The 15,123-nt window shown below is 47.1% G+C and carries 14 protein-coding genes; 9 read left to right on the top strand and 5 right to left on the bottom strand.

Annotated elements, in window-relative coordinates:
- The first annotated feature begins 301 nt into the window (after nt 1-301).
- The 4 genes from NDI48_00340 to NDI48_00325 all read left to right on the top strand — a co-directional run bounded on the left by NDI48_00340 (nt 302) and on the right by NDI48_00325 (nt 4,733).
- Nucleotides 302-913, top strand: coding sequence for a hypothetical protein (locus NDI48_00340; GenBank protein MEP0829653.1), 612 nt, complete (start codon nt 302-304; stop codon nt 911-913).
- A 149-nt stretch (nt 914-1,062) separates the two neighbouring features.
- The gene (locus NDI48_00335) at nt 1,063-2,454 is read left to right on the top strand and encodes a 16S rRNA (cytosine(967)-C(5))-methyltransferase (GenBank protein MEP0829652.1); all 1,392 of its coding nucleotides are present in this window, start codon (nt 1,063-1,065) and stop codon (nt 2,452-2,454) included.
- A gap of 240 nt (nt 2,455-2,694) precedes the next feature.
- Nucleotides 2,695-3,120: a TerB family tellurite resistance protein gene (locus NDI48_00330; protein MEP0829651.1), complete on the top strand. Its 426-nt coding sequence runs from the start codon at nt 2,695-2,697 to the stop codon at nt 3,118-3,120.
- Between the two features lie 356 nt (nt 3,121-3,476).
- Nucleotides 3,477-4,733 carry an S-layer homology domain-containing protein gene (locus NDI48_00325; GenBank protein ID MEP0829650.1) on the top strand — a complete coding sequence of 419 codons (1,257 nt, stop codon included), beginning with the start codon at nt 3,477-3,479 and terminating at the stop codon, nt 4,731-4,733.
- An 89-nt stretch (nt 4,734-4,822) separates the two neighbouring features.
- Here NDI48_00325 and NDI48_00320 read toward each other — a convergent pair whose 3' ends face one another.
- A complete protein-coding gene (locus NDI48_00320) occupies nt 4,823-6,292 on the bottom strand; it encodes a GAF domain-containing sensor histidine kinase (protein ID MEP0829649.1) in 1,470 nt (489 codons plus the stop codon).
- 345 nt (nt 6,293-6,637) lie between these two features.
- Here NDI48_00320 and NDI48_00315 point away from each other — a divergent pair, with 345 nt between their 5' ends.
- On the top strand, nt 6,638-6,955 hold the full coding sequence (locus tag NDI48_00315; protein MEP0829648.1) for a DUF3155 domain-containing protein: 318 nt from the start codon (nt 6,638-6,640) through the stop codon (nt 6,953-6,955).
- A 134-nt stretch (nt 6,956-7,089) separates the two neighbouring features.
- On the opposite strand, the gene NDI48_00310 is transcribed toward NDI48_00315, so the two are convergent.
- On the bottom strand, nt 7,090-7,623 hold the full coding sequence (locus NDI48_00310) for a cofactor assembly of complex C subunit B (protein MEP0829647.1): 534 nt from the start codon (nt 7,621-7,623) through the stop codon (nt 7,090-7,092).
- A gap of 17 nt (nt 7,624-7,640) precedes the next feature.
- On the opposite strand from NDI48_00310, the gene NDI48_00305 reads away from it, so the two are divergent.
- Complete coding sequence (locus tag NDI48_00305; protein ID MEP0829646.1) at nt 7,641-7,835, top strand: hypothetical protein; 195 nt, start codon at nt 7,641-7,643, stop codon at nt 7,833-7,835.
- Nucleotides 7,836-8,104: 269 nt separating this feature from the next.
- Here the strand turns inward: NDI48_00305 and NDI48_00300 are convergent, their stop codons facing one another.
- Nucleotides 8,105-8,458, bottom strand: coding sequence for a PadR family transcriptional regulator (locus NDI48_00300; GenBank protein ID MEP0829645.1), 354 nt, complete (start codon nt 8,456-8,458; stop codon nt 8,105-8,107).
- Nucleotides 8,459-9,165: 707 nt separating this feature from the next.
- Nucleotides 9,166-9,636: a hypothetical protein gene (locus tag NDI48_00295; protein ID MEP0829644.1), complete on the bottom strand. Its 471-nt coding sequence runs from the start codon at nt 9,634-9,636 to the stop codon at nt 9,166-9,168.
- Between the two features lie 767 nt (nt 9,637-10,403).
- Between NDI48_00295 and NDI48_00290 the strand changes: the two genes are divergently transcribed.
- The 3 genes from NDI48_00290 to rseP all read left to right on the top strand — a co-directional run bounded on the left by NDI48_00290 (nt 10,404) and on the right by rseP (nt 13,635).
- Nucleotides 10,404-10,961 carry a DUF3611 family protein gene (locus NDI48_00290; GenBank protein ID MEP0829643.1) on the top strand — a complete coding sequence of 186 codons (558 nt, stop codon included), beginning with the start codon at nt 10,404-10,406 and terminating at the stop codon, nt 10,959-10,961.
- A gap of 207 nt (nt 10,962-11,168) precedes the next feature.
- Nucleotides 11,169-12,455 (top strand): serine--tRNA ligase, encoded by a 1,287-nt coding sequence (serS, locus tag NDI48_00285; GenBank protein ID MEP0829642.1) that lies wholly within the window; start codon nt 11,169-11,171, stop codon nt 12,453-12,455.
- Nucleotides 12,456-12,534: 79 nt separating this feature from the next.
- Nucleotides 12,535-13,635 carry an RIP metalloprotease RseP gene (gene rseP / locus NDI48_00280; protein MEP0829641.1) on the top strand — a complete coding sequence of 367 codons (1,101 nt, stop codon included), beginning with the start codon at nt 12,535-12,537 and terminating at the stop codon, nt 13,633-13,635.
- 367 nt (nt 13,636-14,002) lie between these two features.
- Here rseP and NDI48_00275 read toward each other — a convergent pair whose 3' ends face one another.
- The gene (locus NDI48_00275) at nt 14,003-15,007 is read right to left on the bottom strand and encodes an NAD-dependent epimerase (protein ID MEP0829640.1); all 1,005 of its coding nucleotides are present in this window, start codon (nt 15,005-15,007) and stop codon (nt 14,003-14,005) included.
- Between the last annotated feature and the right edge of the window lie 116 nt (nt 15,008-15,123).

Here is a 15,123-nt window from a genome sequence, read left to right as displayed (position 1 = left end):
AAAACTCACAAAGGTTATCTATATTTAAGGAGAAAAATGCTCTTGCCTTGTCAATACATATAAGTTTGTCTGAACTCTTTTGAGGGAAAAAATTTATCTGTAATATCCTATACAAAAGACATTCACAAATTATTCACCAAGGCAAGTTAGATTAGTGGAGAAGCCGTGTAAAAAATCGTTACATAGACTTCAAGTACTAATACTCTCAGTAGCTGCAAACGTCAAGCTGCTAGAGGTCTACAACAATAAAGAGGGGTGCAACGCAAAAGTTCCTTCTAATGATTGTTGATTTAAAATCCCTATGTCATTACAGAAGCTAGCACTCCCCTTAACTTTATCTATCCTCTGCTTTGGCTGTCAGGCTCGCTCTTTAGGAATGCGCTTGTCTTACGGAACCGCTTCTTGGGAGCGATCGGAACAAATCGCCGAACCTGTTTCTGTGCCTATCCTCACAACTTCTTTAAAAGCAGCCATTGAGGAGGTGAGAGTGATGAGAATTAAAATTGAAAGGGATGATGGGATTAATCCCAAAGAATACAAGGAAGACCTAATCGATTTAGAGAATATCGTTGATCAAGTTTATGGTGACCCCAAAACCGTCGCATCTGTAAAATCTGTTGTAGATGGGCACAAATTAGCTCTCAAGTTTATGCAGTGCGATCGCGCTGGGGGTTACAACGAAATGCTCCAATGTCGAGACAACGTACTTGAAAAGCTGTTTGTTAAATACCCTGAGTTCGCCGCCGCTGCACAGGATGCGGTTGAAGGTGAAGAATTGTCTTACGTCAGCGCCGGACTGGATAGAGATGCGGTATTGCAAGCCATCTGGTTAGAAATAGCCAAAGACACAGACAAATTACTGGTCGCTGTGAACATGGAACCAACTTTAGCAGCCAACCCATCTCAACAGTGATCTTCCGCCAGGAAGCGATTGCCCAAAGGGTACTGTCCCAAAGAAGCGTATCGCTATCTTTAAAATGAGGTTGAACCTCTGTGCGCCCCCACACCATCCTGAAAAGTGGCGTTGGGAGCATGTCACCTATTCAATCTCAAAGAATTCCCATGCAAAATCCTCGCCAGTTGGCCTTTCAAGCGCTCATCGATATCCAACGGCGGGGTACTTTTACCGATATAGCCCTCGACCGGGTGTTGCGAGATACGCCATTAAGTAGTGCGGATCGGGGTTTAGCTACAGAGCTAGTTTATGGGAGTGTCAGACGACAGCGCACCCTTGACACCTTAATCGATCAACTCGGTAAGAAAAAAGCCCACCAGCAGCCTCCAGAGCTCCGTACAATCCTCCATATTGGCTTGTACCAGTTACGGTATCAAAAGCACATTCCCGCCCGTGCAGCGGTCAATACAACCGTTGAGCTTGCTAAGGAAAATGGATTTAAAGGACTGGCTGGTGTTGTCAATGGGTTACTGCGGCAGTATGAGCGTTTAGCAACAGCCCCCACCGCCTCCAATTCCTTAATCGATTCAGAACAACAAAATCCCAAATTTAATGACCCCTTACAATTACCCACAGAACCTGTAGAACGATTGGGGGTGTCGCACAGCTTTCCTGAGTGGATGATCCAGATGTGGCAGGAACAGTTGGGATTAGATGAGACAGAACAACTGTGTGCCTGGTTGAACCAAACGCCCACCATTGACCTTCGAGTCAATCCCCTGCGGATATCTATTGAGGAGGTTGAGGCAGCGATGCAATCGGCGGGGGTTGAGGTTCGGCGTATTCCCCAACTCCCGCAAGCGTTACGAGTCATTGGGGGCGCAGGTAACATTCAACAGTTACCCGGATTCAGTCAGGGATGGTGGACTGTTCAAGATAGTAGCGCTCAGTTGGTGAGCCATCTGCTGAACCCTCAAGCGGGTGAAGTGGTGATTGATGCCTGCGCGGCACCAGGGGGTAAGACAACCCATATCGCAGAACTAATGGGCGATCAAGGGACGATTTGGGCGTGCGATCGCGCCGCCTCTCGTCTCAAAAAGCTGCAAGAAAACACTCAACGTCTGCAATTAAAGTCCATTCAAATCTGTACAGGCGACAGCCGCCACTTTTCCCAATTCACCCATGCAGCAGATCGCGTTTTACTCGATGCCCCTTGTTCGGGGTTAGGCACGCTACACCGACGCCCTGATATCCGCTGGCGCATCACACCTGCCACCGTACAGGAACTTTCGGTTCTGCAAGGAGAACTTTTAGAACAAGCCGCGACTTGGGTTAAGCCTGAGGGCATTTTGGTTTATGCCACCTGTACCTTACATCCCCTGGAAAACGAAGGGGTGATTCAATCCTTTCTAGAGCGTCATTCTGAATGGCAAATTAGACCACCCGCAACTGATTCAGCGTTAACGGCCTTCTCAACACCTCAAGGCTGGCTTAAAGTGTGGCCTCACCGATACCAGATGGATGGCTTCTTCATGGTGCAGCTTGCACGTTGTCAATGAGGAGCCGTTCACGGGCACTTACAGCAGAAGGCAAAGGGCAAAGGGCAAACCGGAGCTCATACGAGGACAGAAGGTTTATTACTAGTGCAGGATGGCAGAAATTACTGACCAGCACCCCGTTGTATTTTCGGAAAAATCGGCAAAAGAGAAGGGGAGATAAAAAAAATGTATAGGGTAGAGACTATTGCTGCTCCAAACCCCTACCTAAGATAGAGGGGCAGATAGTCAGAGGAAAATATCATGCCCACCAACTCGACGGTCAAACAGCTCGTCAAGATTCTCATCGGTGCAGCTTGGATTGATGGCAAAATTCAGCAAGAGGAGCGGGAGTATCTTCAGCGAGTTGCCAAAGAAACAGGAGTAGCTGATGACCCGGAGATTCAGCCGCTATTGTATGAACTCAGGGCGGTTTTACCGGATGAGTGTTATGCCTGGATGAAAGAATATTTAGGTGATCGCCCAAGTTCAGAAGATTATCAGCGCCTGATTGAATCCCTGAGCGCCTTAATCTATAGCGATGGCGAGGTAGCCACAGAGGAAGCGAAACTTTTAACTCGCTTGCAACTGCTTGACCCCGATAGTGGAACCACACCTAAGTCACGTCAAAACAACGTCCTCAAAGCCATTCAAAAACTTTACCGTCGCTGGATTGACCAACAAACCTAACCCTTGAGGCTAGCTATACACCCACCTCGGTATCTTCATCCTTGTTCATCTAAGGACGAAAGCTAGAGGCTGGGGATTGGATTAGGGTAACCACTCGCGACCCCTAATCTAATATTCTGATGCGCTAGCGCGATGCCTGCACACAAGAACCCATTTTTCTTAGAAGGCAACTAATTAACGGATTAGGCGTCTTTGATCATGAAGAACTTCATAAATGGTTCAGCTAAAAAACAGCGAAATTGAGCATATTGCTGTTTAATTCATCAAAACTTTATAGTTGGCAAGTTCTAGGAACATTTATCGCTTTCTCAGGTCTATTTTCTCAACAGAACAAACTAATTTGGAGAACGCCTCACATGTCTAACTTATCTCGTTGGCAATCAGGAACCGCCGCCTTTTTAGCTCTGGGAATCGTCGCTGGAGCTGTAGCGCCTTTCATGGCAGCGGCCCCTTCTTTTGCCCAAACCACCTCTTTTTCGGATGTTTCATCCAGCTATTGGGCACGGGATTTTATTTCAGCACTAGCGCAGCGGGATATCATCGCTGGATTCCCAGATGGCTCATTCCGACCCGATTCCCCAGTGACTAGAGCTCAATTCGCTGCGATGATGCGGAAAGCGAATAATGAGTTTAATAAGGGTAAAGTTCGCAATGCGATTAACTTCGCTGATGTACCCTCACGCTACTGGGCTTACACTGCAATTCAGGACGCTTACACCACTGGATTTTTAGCCGGTTATCCCGGTAACATCTTCAGACCGGAACAGAATATTCCTCGTGAACAAGTCTTAACGTCGCTAGCGAATGGATTGAATTACACCCCCACTCAGGCCGTATCCACCGTTCTGGGTTACTACAACGACAGCTCAAGCATTTCTAACTTTGCTCGCTCTCCCATCGCCGCCGCGACAGAAAGAAGTATTGTGGTGAACTATCCTAACCTCAAGACGCTTAATCCTGTTCGGAACGCAACCAGAGCTGAGGTAGCCGCTTTCCTCTACCAAGCACTTGTTAGCTCAGGAGACGTGCAAGCTATCAATTCCCCTTACATCGTTAATGCACCGCAAGTAGCAACGGATGTCACAATTCCCGCAGGAACAACTATTCCTGTAACGTATGCTAAAGCAGACAAAATTCTCGTCACCAAAGACGAAACTGTACCCTTGACGGTGAAGGTAGCGGCTAATATCACCACCTCTGACGGTAGAGTCCTGATTCCTGCTGGCAGTGATGTAATTGGTGAATTACGTCCGGTTAAAGACCAAGGGGGTAGCCAGTTCGTGGCACAGAAGGTCGTGATCAACGGTCAAGAAAAAACTATTAACGCTTCTTCTGATGTAATTACCACAACTGAAACCGTGCGTAAGGGTGTTAATGTGGGCAATCTTGTGAAGAATGCTGCTTTGGGTACAGCCGCTGCGGCTGCGATCTCTGCCGTTACTGGTGATCGGGCAATTGCCACGGAAGAACTCTTGATCGGCGGTGGTGCGGGTGTTGTCATCAACCTGATCCAAACCTTCTTAGGCCGTAACAGCATCGATCTGATCGCCATTCAACCCAATACGGACATGAATCTGAAATTAAACGCTCCCTTGACGGTCACCGCCAAATAAGGGACTGGTGATGGAAAGGGAAGATAAACAGCTCTATAGCTGAATCATCTTCCCAGTTCCTACTCTCCAATCCCAAAATGCAATGTGTTCTATTTGTTTGCGATAGACAACCAGACGACAAAGGTTGTTCCCCGTGCTGGCTGATTTTGATTCTGATTCTTTTGTGATTCCCAACTTTGTATAGCCCAGACCTGTTGTGCTGGGCTATATACTTCTATGTCACCCTGCATTTGTTCGATCAGTTCTTTGGCGATCGCTAAGCCCAAACCACTACCAGGAATTGCGGTTGCTGCCTGAACACCCCGATAATGCCGCTCAAACAGATGTTCTAAGTCTTGGGGCGGAATGCCGGGGCCGGTGTCACTAATCATAATGGCTAAACGCTGTTCGGGATGCGCGGTGCCTGTGCGTATTGACTGGGTAACGCCATCCCCTGTAAGAGGTAAATCCTCGTCCGTACCAACAGCCCAGGTTTGGCGGTGAGGCGTTTGAGCCAAAACATCAACTCGGATATCAATTTTTCCCCCTGCTGGGGTGTATTTCAAGGCATTGTCGATGAGATTGCTTAACACCTCGCGCAACCCCTTAGGATTACCCCGGACTAACGGTAAGTCGCTGGGGATTTCGGAACAAAGGAACAGATTGCGCTCTTGGGCGATCGCCTTGGCGGTATCGATCAGCGGTTCTAAGACGGCTGCGATGGAAAGGGGGATTAAGGATGGGGAAGATTCTTCTCCAGTTACCCTGCGCCAATGGCCAGTCCCTAGTCGAGGGGACGCTTCAGGTTGTGCTGCGGCTGGCAACAACAGGGGCGGTTGCTCGATTTCATTGGCGTCTAGATAGGTATCGAATTCTTTGAGTAATTCTTGGAGGCGATCGCTCTCTCGCAAAATACTGGATGCTAAATCGCGGTTTCTATCTCCAGGCAGCAGCCGCTTGAATAGCAGCTTGCCAAATGTTCTTAAAGCGGTTAGAGGATTGCGAAGTTGATGCAGCAGGTCATCGAGGCGATCGCGCTGTTGGGCTTTTAGGCGACTGGCTTGAGTCAATTGCTGCTCGAACCAAGCTCGACGCTGATCCATGATGTAGGCGATCGACAATGTTCGAGCAATTCGTTCAATCGTCGCCAATTCTTTATCATTCCACGGTCGGTCTTCACGACCTGTCACCAACAACCCCATCACGACCCCTTCATGGATCAGGGGCAGAACAACTTGGCGCTGTCGCTGTAAAAAATTCTCAGCTCGGTCAGGTGAGGTTGAATCTACCGTCTGGTCATAATCAGAGACTTGAGGGAGCAACTTTGGCAGGGCTTGAGATAATCGGGGAATCATTGTCATCTTACCCCGCAGTTCAGGCAGCACCAACTCTGGATGATTTTCTTCCCAAACCCCCGTTGTTTCTGGATAAATCACGATGGGAATCAGCTTAGGCTGGTTGCCCTCGATCAGTTCTTCTGTTAAATACACGGCACTCAACGCGGCACCTAGCCCTTGAGTTAACACTGCCACTTGTGATTTACATAACGTGACAAATTCTGAACTGGCAGGAATGAACATGAGGTTAGGATGATTAATCTTTGACAGCGCTCTTCCCTGGAAACTACCACTCGCCCTTTCTCTATAATGTCGAACCTACCCTCAATCTGACTATAAACTCTCCGCTGGCTCACCTCAGATGAAGGGAGCTCCGCAGACTCATTTTATTAATAAACATTAATAATTGTATCGACTTTTCTCAGAAAACCTCCTCATTTCTTGATCTTGACCCTTATTTTCGAGAAAATTTGGACTTTTTGTATCAATCTGTAAATAGAAGTTGATATTTTGAACTCAAGCCGATATACTTTCGACGGCTTTTGTAACTAACATTACAACTGTCAGCATAAAGAGGAGGTAAAGAGGTTGGCAAGAAGACGCAAGCGCAAAAGTCGCCGCCGCCAGGAAGGGCGTAAGATTCTGGAGCATGTGCCTCAGTATAATCTCGAAAGCGGCGAAGATAAACCGGTCACAGCAGCACGAAAGTTTATTCAAGTTAAAGGGATAGTTCCACCCGCTTTAATACTCGTGAAGCGAAACGAACATACTACAGACCGTTATTTCTGGGCAGAAAAAGGATTATTTGGTGCTCAATACGTCGAAGAAAATCATTTTCTGTTTCCCAGTTTGCGGATACTAGATTCTCCCGAAGAAAAGACTGCTGTCGCGGTCTCTAGTCGCTGAGATCTTATCGGTAAAACTCGATAACAGGCGTTTTTACTTAACCCTACTCAAGCCTTTGCGTTTGAGTAGGGTTAATCTTTAAATCTCCTGCCAAGCTTTAAAGTAGGACGTTTTGAGACTTCAGACTTCAGTCTTTAAGCCAAGGTTTTGAGTTTTAAAGCCTGTTTCAACTCATGCACTTCATCACGATGGGCTGTAACAGTCAGGAGACTTTGCGAACCCGTGTTTTCAGTGGGTACAGCCTCCACGGTTAAAAAAACCTGCTCACTGCGCCCTGCTTTTTTCCAATAAAAAACTCCAGCAACTGGGGCTAAAAGAACCAGCGCAAAAAAAGGATAAGTGAGTGTTGGGTACAACAACGAGAGAACCAGGGATAAACACAAAATGCCACAGGCAGCTAGCAATGTTAAAAAGATGGCGAGAAACCAACTGGGTCGAACAAACCCTTGGAACGTGACTTGATGGGTGACGGCATCAATGGCGGCTACCCGGTAGGCTCTCTGGTCAAAATATTGCTGCAACCGCGTCAGCAGTGATTCTTCTGGTTCTTGGGCAATCAATCGCACTTGTTCGGTTCTATCCTTGACAGAAGCTCGGATAAAGAAAAATAGACCGACTGCCAACAATAGCGTCAGCAGGAATGTTGAAGAAAGAACGGTGGTATTCACTGACTTTTGATTAAGACATGTATCGTTATGCTCCTACTTTACAATTTGTGACGCCTGATTGGTTAGCCATAGCGATGCAACGGCACGCTAGCGCTGACGCGCCGAAGAAAGCTAACACGAATGATCGTGCGCGACGCAACGGCACGCTGCTGGCGCAAAGAGAATACCCCGTTGGCGTGTGCGCTATTATTGCCCCCGCCTCTGGCGAGTAACCCCAAAGCACTAACGCTTAAGCGGCGTCTTCCCTCACTAGCCCTGAGTGGGTAAAGCGTGCTTCAGCGAGGAAGATTTTCGAGGAATTCAATGCACATTGTGCACCCTAGGGCTGGCACAGTTCGCATTTTTCAGGCATTGAGCGCCTGGAAGAGCTTGACTCTTCTTTCCCTGGTTCTTAGCCGTGCCTACCCTATCATTTTTGCTAATTTCTTCCTCGCCGGCTGCCCCGGATCTAACCAATTCTCCAACAAAGGGCTTCAAGCCGTTACATGGCTTGGCTGTCTGCTGTCATGTAACTTCGCCAGAAATTGGCAAGTTCATGGGCTTGGTCTCGCCATTCCGGGCGGATTTGATACATCCTGCGGGGGCGTCCTCGTCCTTCTACTTTTTTCCAGTACCCTGAAATGGCTCCTGAATCTTCAAGAAACTTAAGTGCACTGTAGAGAACAGTATCAGAGAGTCGATAGGTTGGGTGTTCCTGTTCTAATTGCTGGATCAACTGTGTTCCATAGGATTCCCCTTGCAACAAAATGAACAAAACGTAACATACAGCTAATTCTTTGTTGAGATAGTTAGGAGGAGGGTCTCGAAAAAACTGATAGATATCCTCAAATTTCATCTGCATAGCTCGCTGAATATCCCAGCCAACCGGCTTTGAATGGGAGAGTTTTCCTGAAACTAACGACGGTTTCGATACCCCTGAAAACTCACACATGCACACGCATGTCTGGCAAAAACGAGCAAATAAGAGCCAGTAAACTAACCTCACACTTTTATAGCAAAGCCTAGAGGAGCCTGTACTTTACTCGTTGATGCGGTAACTTTAGATGCAACCCAGCGGATAATCACCACTAATTTTAGCGAAGTCGCTAAAAGCTCCTACCATAAGCACCTGAGCGATTCCTAAGGTAGCTTGACCTGGTAGACTTTCTCCTTCCCTTCCAAGCCTAAGTTGACCTCAGGCTGAAAGCATTATTCTTTTCTACTGACTTATGGGTGTATATTCCGCATACTTTTGTTTTGCATTACTTTACCCAAGTCAAGCTTGTGAAGGGATAGGTCGTAAAGACGTTAGCCGTTTTCCTACGCCAAACAGTAATTATTCTACTGGAAATACAAGACTATTCATCAGTAAAGCCTCTTTTAGGTGGGGTAATGAGCTGGCGTCGCCCGATGGCTCAGAATCTATGAGCCGCTGTAAAGCGACCACTTTACTTTAGTAACACTTTGATGTCTTTGAGCGGCTTAATCCGTGCCCAGAGCCATTCAATGTGTCTTGAACCAGCCAAAATCCTTGTATGCAACAAAAATTTCAACCTCTTGTAGCTACACACTTACTTCAGAACCAGCTTGCCAAACTTCTTTGATAATCTTGCCAGTTGAATCAAATTGCACCTGGTATGACATGGATAAAACAACAATCACCCCCCGGCTGGACTTGGCCGTGATCTGAATGTCAGCTTCAACACCATGATTGCTTTGTTTTTGTGTGATTACCCGGAAATCTTGAATCTGGTACTGCTCAAAAAATTCCAACCAAGCTTCGTAAATCGACTGACCCTGGTAAACTTTGTCTACATCTGAAACCCCATAGGACCGCTCTAAAACAGCATGATCGCTGTAGCGGCTCACTAAAATCTCTGGATTTGCCGCTGCGATCGCCTGCCAGTGGCTCTGTGCTGCCGATAAGGGAGTCGTCCCAAAACTGCTTCTATAGGCTGACAAAGTCAAGACCAATGCAATAGCACACCCTAGGTAGGATAAACGCTGCTGGAAATTGGGTCTTATACGCTCCATCGTTCTGTTCCTCTTCGATCAGGCTGCGAAGAAATAGGGAGCCACAGGAGGCGTTGGGGTTGCTGTCCCATACCTATACTTGATTAACTAGACGAGCTGCTGGAATTAAAAGTTCTCGAAATTTAACTGTTTTTATCCGAAATCAGCAATTTATTCGGTTTTGTAGCCCTTATAGGCACCCTAATCTGAACGAATTGCGAGAGCCCCTTCTAGTGAATGGCAAAAGGCAAGTCCCCAATTTAAGGATGCTCTCAAGGTGTGCTAACCAATCGCTAATTTCCGGGCAGGCAGTCGGTCAATTTCAGATCACCCTGGTGTTTGTAAGCTGCCCCAGAACTCAAGCAACCAGGCAGGCTGCCCTACTGACATAGAACGGGTTGAGCGCCAGTCTAAGGCTTTACTTGATGCGCTGGCTCAAGTGTAATACCACCGTATGACGTGTATTACTCTGTGTGAATCTTACTTGCGTTTATTTAAAATCCGCAACAAAGTCAAGAATATTTTATCAATTCTTCACAAAAAGCCATAAAAAACTTATAGCAGTCTAACCAGCTGAGCCCATGCAGAACTGGGGAGGGCTAGAGCAACGGACATACGCCAAAGGGTACTCTATCTGCTACCTGTAGAAACAAAGGCTATCTTGCCCTTACTGTATGAATACCAAAAAGGCGTAAGTCCTAGTAGCCGCAAAAAACCCACCCTATATTTAGTCAGCTGTTGCGAGAAAATACAATGAAGTTAGGTTATCACTCAAGGTTCCAGCTCCGATGCGAGAAAAGCCAGACACGTCTTCAATCCCTCCATCTGCTCAGCGAATTGTCTTTACACTCCGCACTATTGGCTGGATTTCTTTCTGGCTCCAGGTCGTTCTAGGCGTCATTTCAGCCATTATTTTGCTGCTTTCTCTAGCCTTCAGCAGAAATACAGCGGCTCAAGCCAGTACCCAGGGAACCGGATTCGGCATCTTTTTTGCAATTTGTGGTCTGGTAGCGCTGGGTATCGGTGCTTTTTTTGCATTCCGTTACACTCTGATTTCTAAACAATTACTAGAGACGGGGCGACCGAGTAAAGCAGATACTCTGCAAGCCATCAGGCTGGGATTGATTGTCAATTTAGTGGGAATGTTGCTGACTATTTTTGGAGCGCAAGCCGTAGTGGGTAGCGTCCTCACCAAGTCATTGTCTCAGCAAGGAGCCGTGCTTGACCCCAGTCGTTATGTGCAACCCTTGGATTTATTTGTTGTACAGGGGAACGTCAACACGATTACAGCCCATTTTGCGGGTATTGTAGCTTCACTGTGGCTGTTTAATCGCGTGAGTAAGTAGCTCCAACCGGATGAAGGTGAAAAGGCTGTACCGATTGGACTTTGAGGGTAAACTATGGCAGATTGGGGAGAATCATGCGATCGCGCTCCTCTTGTATCCTGTAGAGTGGCACTATTCCATGCCGCTTTAAGCCCTCCTTGAAGAGCTGCTAAAAGCAAAGAGTATGTGCCATGTATGCGATCGCGTCCGGTATTGTAGAGAAACTCTGTGCTTGACCTAAAGCAAATTCGAGAAAATCCCCAAACAGTCCAAGAGCTACTGAATCGGCGTGGTGCCGGTCAACATGACCTCCAGCCGATTATCCAGTTGAATCAGCGCCAACGGGAACTGGAAACCTCCCGAACTCAGTTGCAAGCCCGTAGCAACGAAATTGGCAAACAGATGGGTCAAAAAATCAAAGCGGGAACCCCTGCGGACGCGCCTGAACTGCAAGCGTTACGGGATGAAGGGAACCAAGTCAAAGCCTCACTGAGTGAACTGGAACCTCAGGAAAAAGACTTGAAATCCCAGATCGAATCCCTCTTACTCGCCCTCCCTAACTTGCCGAGTGAATCGACACCGATGGGCAAGAGTGAAGAGGAAAACGTAGAAGTGCGCCGTTGGGGTGACGAATACATTCCACCCCAAGATGCCAAGATTCTCCCTCATTGGGAAATTGGTGAAAAGCTGGGCATTCTCAATTTTGAGCGGGCGGTGAAAGTAGCTCAGAGCCGCTTTGTGAGCTTAGTGGGTGCGGGTGCTGCCTTGGAAAGAGCGCTGATTAGCTTTATGCTCGACCAGCAGACAGCCAGTGGTTATGTGGAAGTTATACCCCCGATTCTGATCAACACCCAGTCTCTAACCGCGACCGGTCAGTTACCTAAATTTGCCGAAGAAAGCTTCAAGTGCGACAGTGATGATTTATGGCTAGCTCCTACGGCTGAAGTCCCATTAACCAATCTGTACCGAGATGAAGTTTTAGAGGCATCCCAGCTACCCATTTATCACTGTGCCTATACCCCCTGCTTTCGCCGCGAAGCCGGTAGCTACGGGCGAGATACTAAGGGGCTAATTCGATTGCATCAGTTTAATAAAGTCGAGTTGGTGAAGCTGGTTCATCCCAGTACGTCTTACGAGGAACTCGAAAAACTCGTACAGAATGCGGCAGGGATTTTGGAAGCCTTAAAGTTGCCCTATCGGGTTGTGGCACTGTGTAGCGGGGATATGGGCTTCTCTTCTGCTAAAACCTATGATTTGGAAGTTTGGTTGCCCTCTTCTGGCAAGTATCGTGAGATTTCCAGTTGCTCCAATTGCACGGACTTCCAAGCGCGACGAGGTAATATTCGCTTTAAAGAAGCGGGGAAAAAAGGAACTCAGTTTGTCCATACTCTGAATGGCTCAGGCTTAGCTGTAGGACGCACAATGTCAGCGGTACTTGAGAATTATCAGCAACCGGATGGCACGGTCAAAATTCCGGACGTGCTGCAACCTTATCTAGGCAGAGAAGTGTTGTAAGACCAAGGTCGCAGGCACTCGATTGATTTCAGACCTTACAATGAAAAAACGTGAGTTCTCGTTACACTGAATCCTAATTATGTCAATTTTGGCGGCGATCGCAGTCCTGGCGGTTCTGATTTTAGTCCATGAGCTGGGTCATTTTATGGCAGCTCGTCTCCAAGGAATCTATGCCAATCGTTTCTCCTTAGGTTTTGGCCCCGTTCTGTGGAAGTATCAGGGTTCACAAACCGAGTATGCCATTCGAGCGTTTCCCTTAGGGGGGTTCGTGGGTTTCCCTGATGATGACCCGGATAGCGAAATTCCTCCGAATGACCCGAATTTACTCCGCAACCGACCGATTTTAGACCGTGCGATCGTAATTAGTGCGGGTGTGATTGCCAATTTGGTGTTTGCTTACTTCCTACTTGTGGGTCAAGTCGCAACCGTTGGCACCCCAGACTTTACTAACTTTAACTACCAACCTGGTGTTCTTGTTCCGCAAGTTGTCGCAGAAAGCAGTGTCGTGGCAAAAGAGGCGGGAATTCAACCGGGGGATGTTGTTTTATCCGTCAATGGGCAAGAGTTGGGAGCGAACCAGGAAGCTATCTCTTACCTGATGAAGCAAATTCAACAATCTCCCAACAAACCTCTGAGACTAACAATTCAGCGAAACCAACAAACGCTTCCCATTGCCTTGAGGCCGGAACTTGGTCAAGATGGCAAAGGTAAAATCGGTGTACAGCTAGCCCCGAATGGTGACGTGGTGCGTAAGCGTGCCAAAAATATTGGGGAGGCTTTCAGTAGCGCTGCCGACGAATATCAGCGCGTCGTGATTTTGACCGCGAAAGGCTTTGGTCAACTCATCAGTAACTTTGGCGAAACCGCCGAGCAAGTTTCGGGCCCGGTCAAGATTGTTGAGATTGGAGCAGATATTGCGCGTTCAAATGCTGCAAATCTTTTCCAATTTGCCGCTCTCATTAGCATTAACTTGGCAATCATTAATATCTTACCTTTACCCGCATTGGATGGAGGTCAGCTTGTGTTTTTGTTGATTGAGGGAATCAGGGGTAAACCTTTGCCTACTGAAATTCAGCAAAACGTGATGCAAACCGGATTGGTGCTATTACTCGGTTTAGGTATTTTCTTGATTATTCGGGATACGGCTAATCTGGGTTGGGTACAAAAGCTATTGCAGTAAGGTTCAATCTGCTGATGGTATAAATTATTGTTTTTCATCTTGGAGGGCTGTCCTATGAAAAGGACAGCCCTACTTTTAGGGTGCACAAATTAAATAACCTGTCGTGCATTTAACTTATAGCGGTCACCAAGGCAACTCTTGACTCTCGCCAAATACTGAAATCTTGAGCCGTCCATATGCATCCCTTCTGCCTTGTGCCTCCTCGTATGAGCTCCGGTACCTCCTCATCCTCACTAAAGTCCTCGTATGAGCTCCGGCGGTCGCTCCGGTGCCTTTATGCTATACATGAAAAGGGGCATCCTGCCCATTCCACAAAAAATCTCTCCTCTTGGCATCTGCCATTTAGATAATTGTTAGCTGAAGCCTGTTATAGGTAGTAGTTTTGATACCACCGAACGAAGCGATGAATCCCTTCCTCAATGGTTGTAGAGGGTTTAAATCCCACATCTTTAATTAATTCATCCACATCTGCATAAGTGGATAAAACGTCCCCAGGCTGCATAGGCAGGAAATTCTTCTCAACTGTTTTACCTAAAGCCCGTTCAATTACTTCAATAAAGGTCATTAACTCGACAGGGTTATTGTTACCAATGTTGTAAAGCTTGTAGGGAGCTAAGCTAGCCACGTCTTCAGGAAGATGGGCACTTTTGTTTATAGGAGTTTGGGGCGGTTTATACATCACTCGCACCACTCCTTCAACCACATCATCAATGTAAGTGAAATCACGCTTCATTTTGCCAAAGTTGTAAACATCGATCGCCTTACCCTCTTGCATGGCTTTCACAAATTTGAAATAAGCCATATCTGGGCGTCCCCAAGGGCCGTAAACCGTGAAGAAACGCAGACCGGTCGCGGGTAAATTGTATAAGTGACTGTAGACATGAGCAATTAATTCATTGGCCTTCTTGGTAGCGGCATAAAGGGAAATCGGATGATCGACATTATCCGTGACGGCAAACGGAACTTTGGTGTTCACACCGTAGACAGAACTGGAAGATGCAAAGACGAGATGCTGGATTTGAGTCTGACGACATCCTTCTAACAAATTGACAAACCCGGACATGTTACTGTCTACGTAGGCAAAGGGATTTTCTAAGGAATAGCGGACTCCGGCTTGAGCCGCGAGGTTGATCACATAATCAAAGCTCTGTTCTGGAAATAGCTGAAGGATGCGATCGCGGTTTGCTAAATCTAGCCATTCAAACGTAAATTTCGCTTGGGGCTGTAGCTGATCCAAGCGATCTTTTTTCAACTTGACATCATAGTAATCATTCAGATTATCGATGCCATAAACCTCAATACCCTCTGCTAATAAACGTTGGGCTAAGTGATAGCCAATAAATCCAGCGACTCCAGTAACTAGAACTTTCATCAGGTTTTTACTCCCGTCATCCTTCAAAGACAATAGTTCAGTACTATAGCCCCCCAGACTCCGTTTTTAGCTAGATCAGGAGATGGAAGCCTCACATGTCGTGAGGAAATAACCAG

The sequence above is a fragment of the Microcoleus sp. AS-A8 genome, assembly GCA_039962225.1.
Taxonomy (GTDB): domain Bacteria; phylum Cyanobacteriota; class Cyanobacteriia; order Cyanobacteriales; family Coleofasciculaceae; genus Allocoleopsis.
Note: the sequence above shows the minus strand (reverse complement) of the source record. Positions and strands in the feature narration are given on the sequence as shown.

Bases quoted from the DNA above. Each gene is read 5' to 3' on its own strand.
- NDI48_00305 (MEP0829646.1), top strand. From the start codon at position 7,641: ATGTATCGTTATGCTCCTACTTTACAATTTGTGACGCCTGATTGGTTA.
- NDI48_00320 (MEP0829649.1), bottom strand. From the start codon at position 6,292: ATGTTCATTCCTGCCAGTTCAGAATTTGTCACGTTATGTAAATCACAA.
- NDI48_00300 (MEP0829645.1), bottom strand. From the start codon at position 8,458: ATGAAATTTGAGGATATCTATCAGTTTTTTCGAGACCCTCCTCCTAAC.
- NDI48_00330 (MEP0829651.1), top strand. From the start codon at position 2,695: ATGCCCACCAACTCGACGGTCAAACAGCTCGTCAAGATTCTCATCGGT.
- NDI48_00275 (MEP0829640.1), bottom strand. From the start codon at position 15,007: ATGAAAGTTCTAGTTACTGGAGTCGCTGGATTTATTGGCTATCACTTA.
- NDI48_00325 (MEP0829650.1), top strand. From the start codon at position 3,477: ATGTCTAACTTATCTCGTTGGCAATCAGGAACCGCCGCCTTTTTAGCT.
- NDI48_00290 (MEP0829643.1), top strand. From the start codon at position 10,404: ATGCGAGAAAAGCCAGACACGTCTTCAATCCCTCCATCTGCTCAGCGA.
- NDI48_00295 (MEP0829644.1), bottom strand. From the start codon at position 9,636: ATGGAGCGTATAAGACCCAATTTCCAGCAGCGTTTATCCTACCTAGGG.
- NDI48_00335 (MEP0829652.1), top strand. From the start codon at position 1,063: ATGCAAAATCCTCGCCAGTTGGCCTTTCAAGCGCTCATCGATATCCAA.
- NDI48_00340 (MEP0829653.1), top strand. From the start codon at position 302: ATGTCATTACAGAAGCTAGCACTCCCCTTAACTTTATCTATCCTCTGC.
- rseP (MEP0829641.1), top strand. From the start codon at position 12,535: ATGTCAATTTTGGCGGCGATCGCAGTCCTGGCGGTTCTGATTTTAGTC.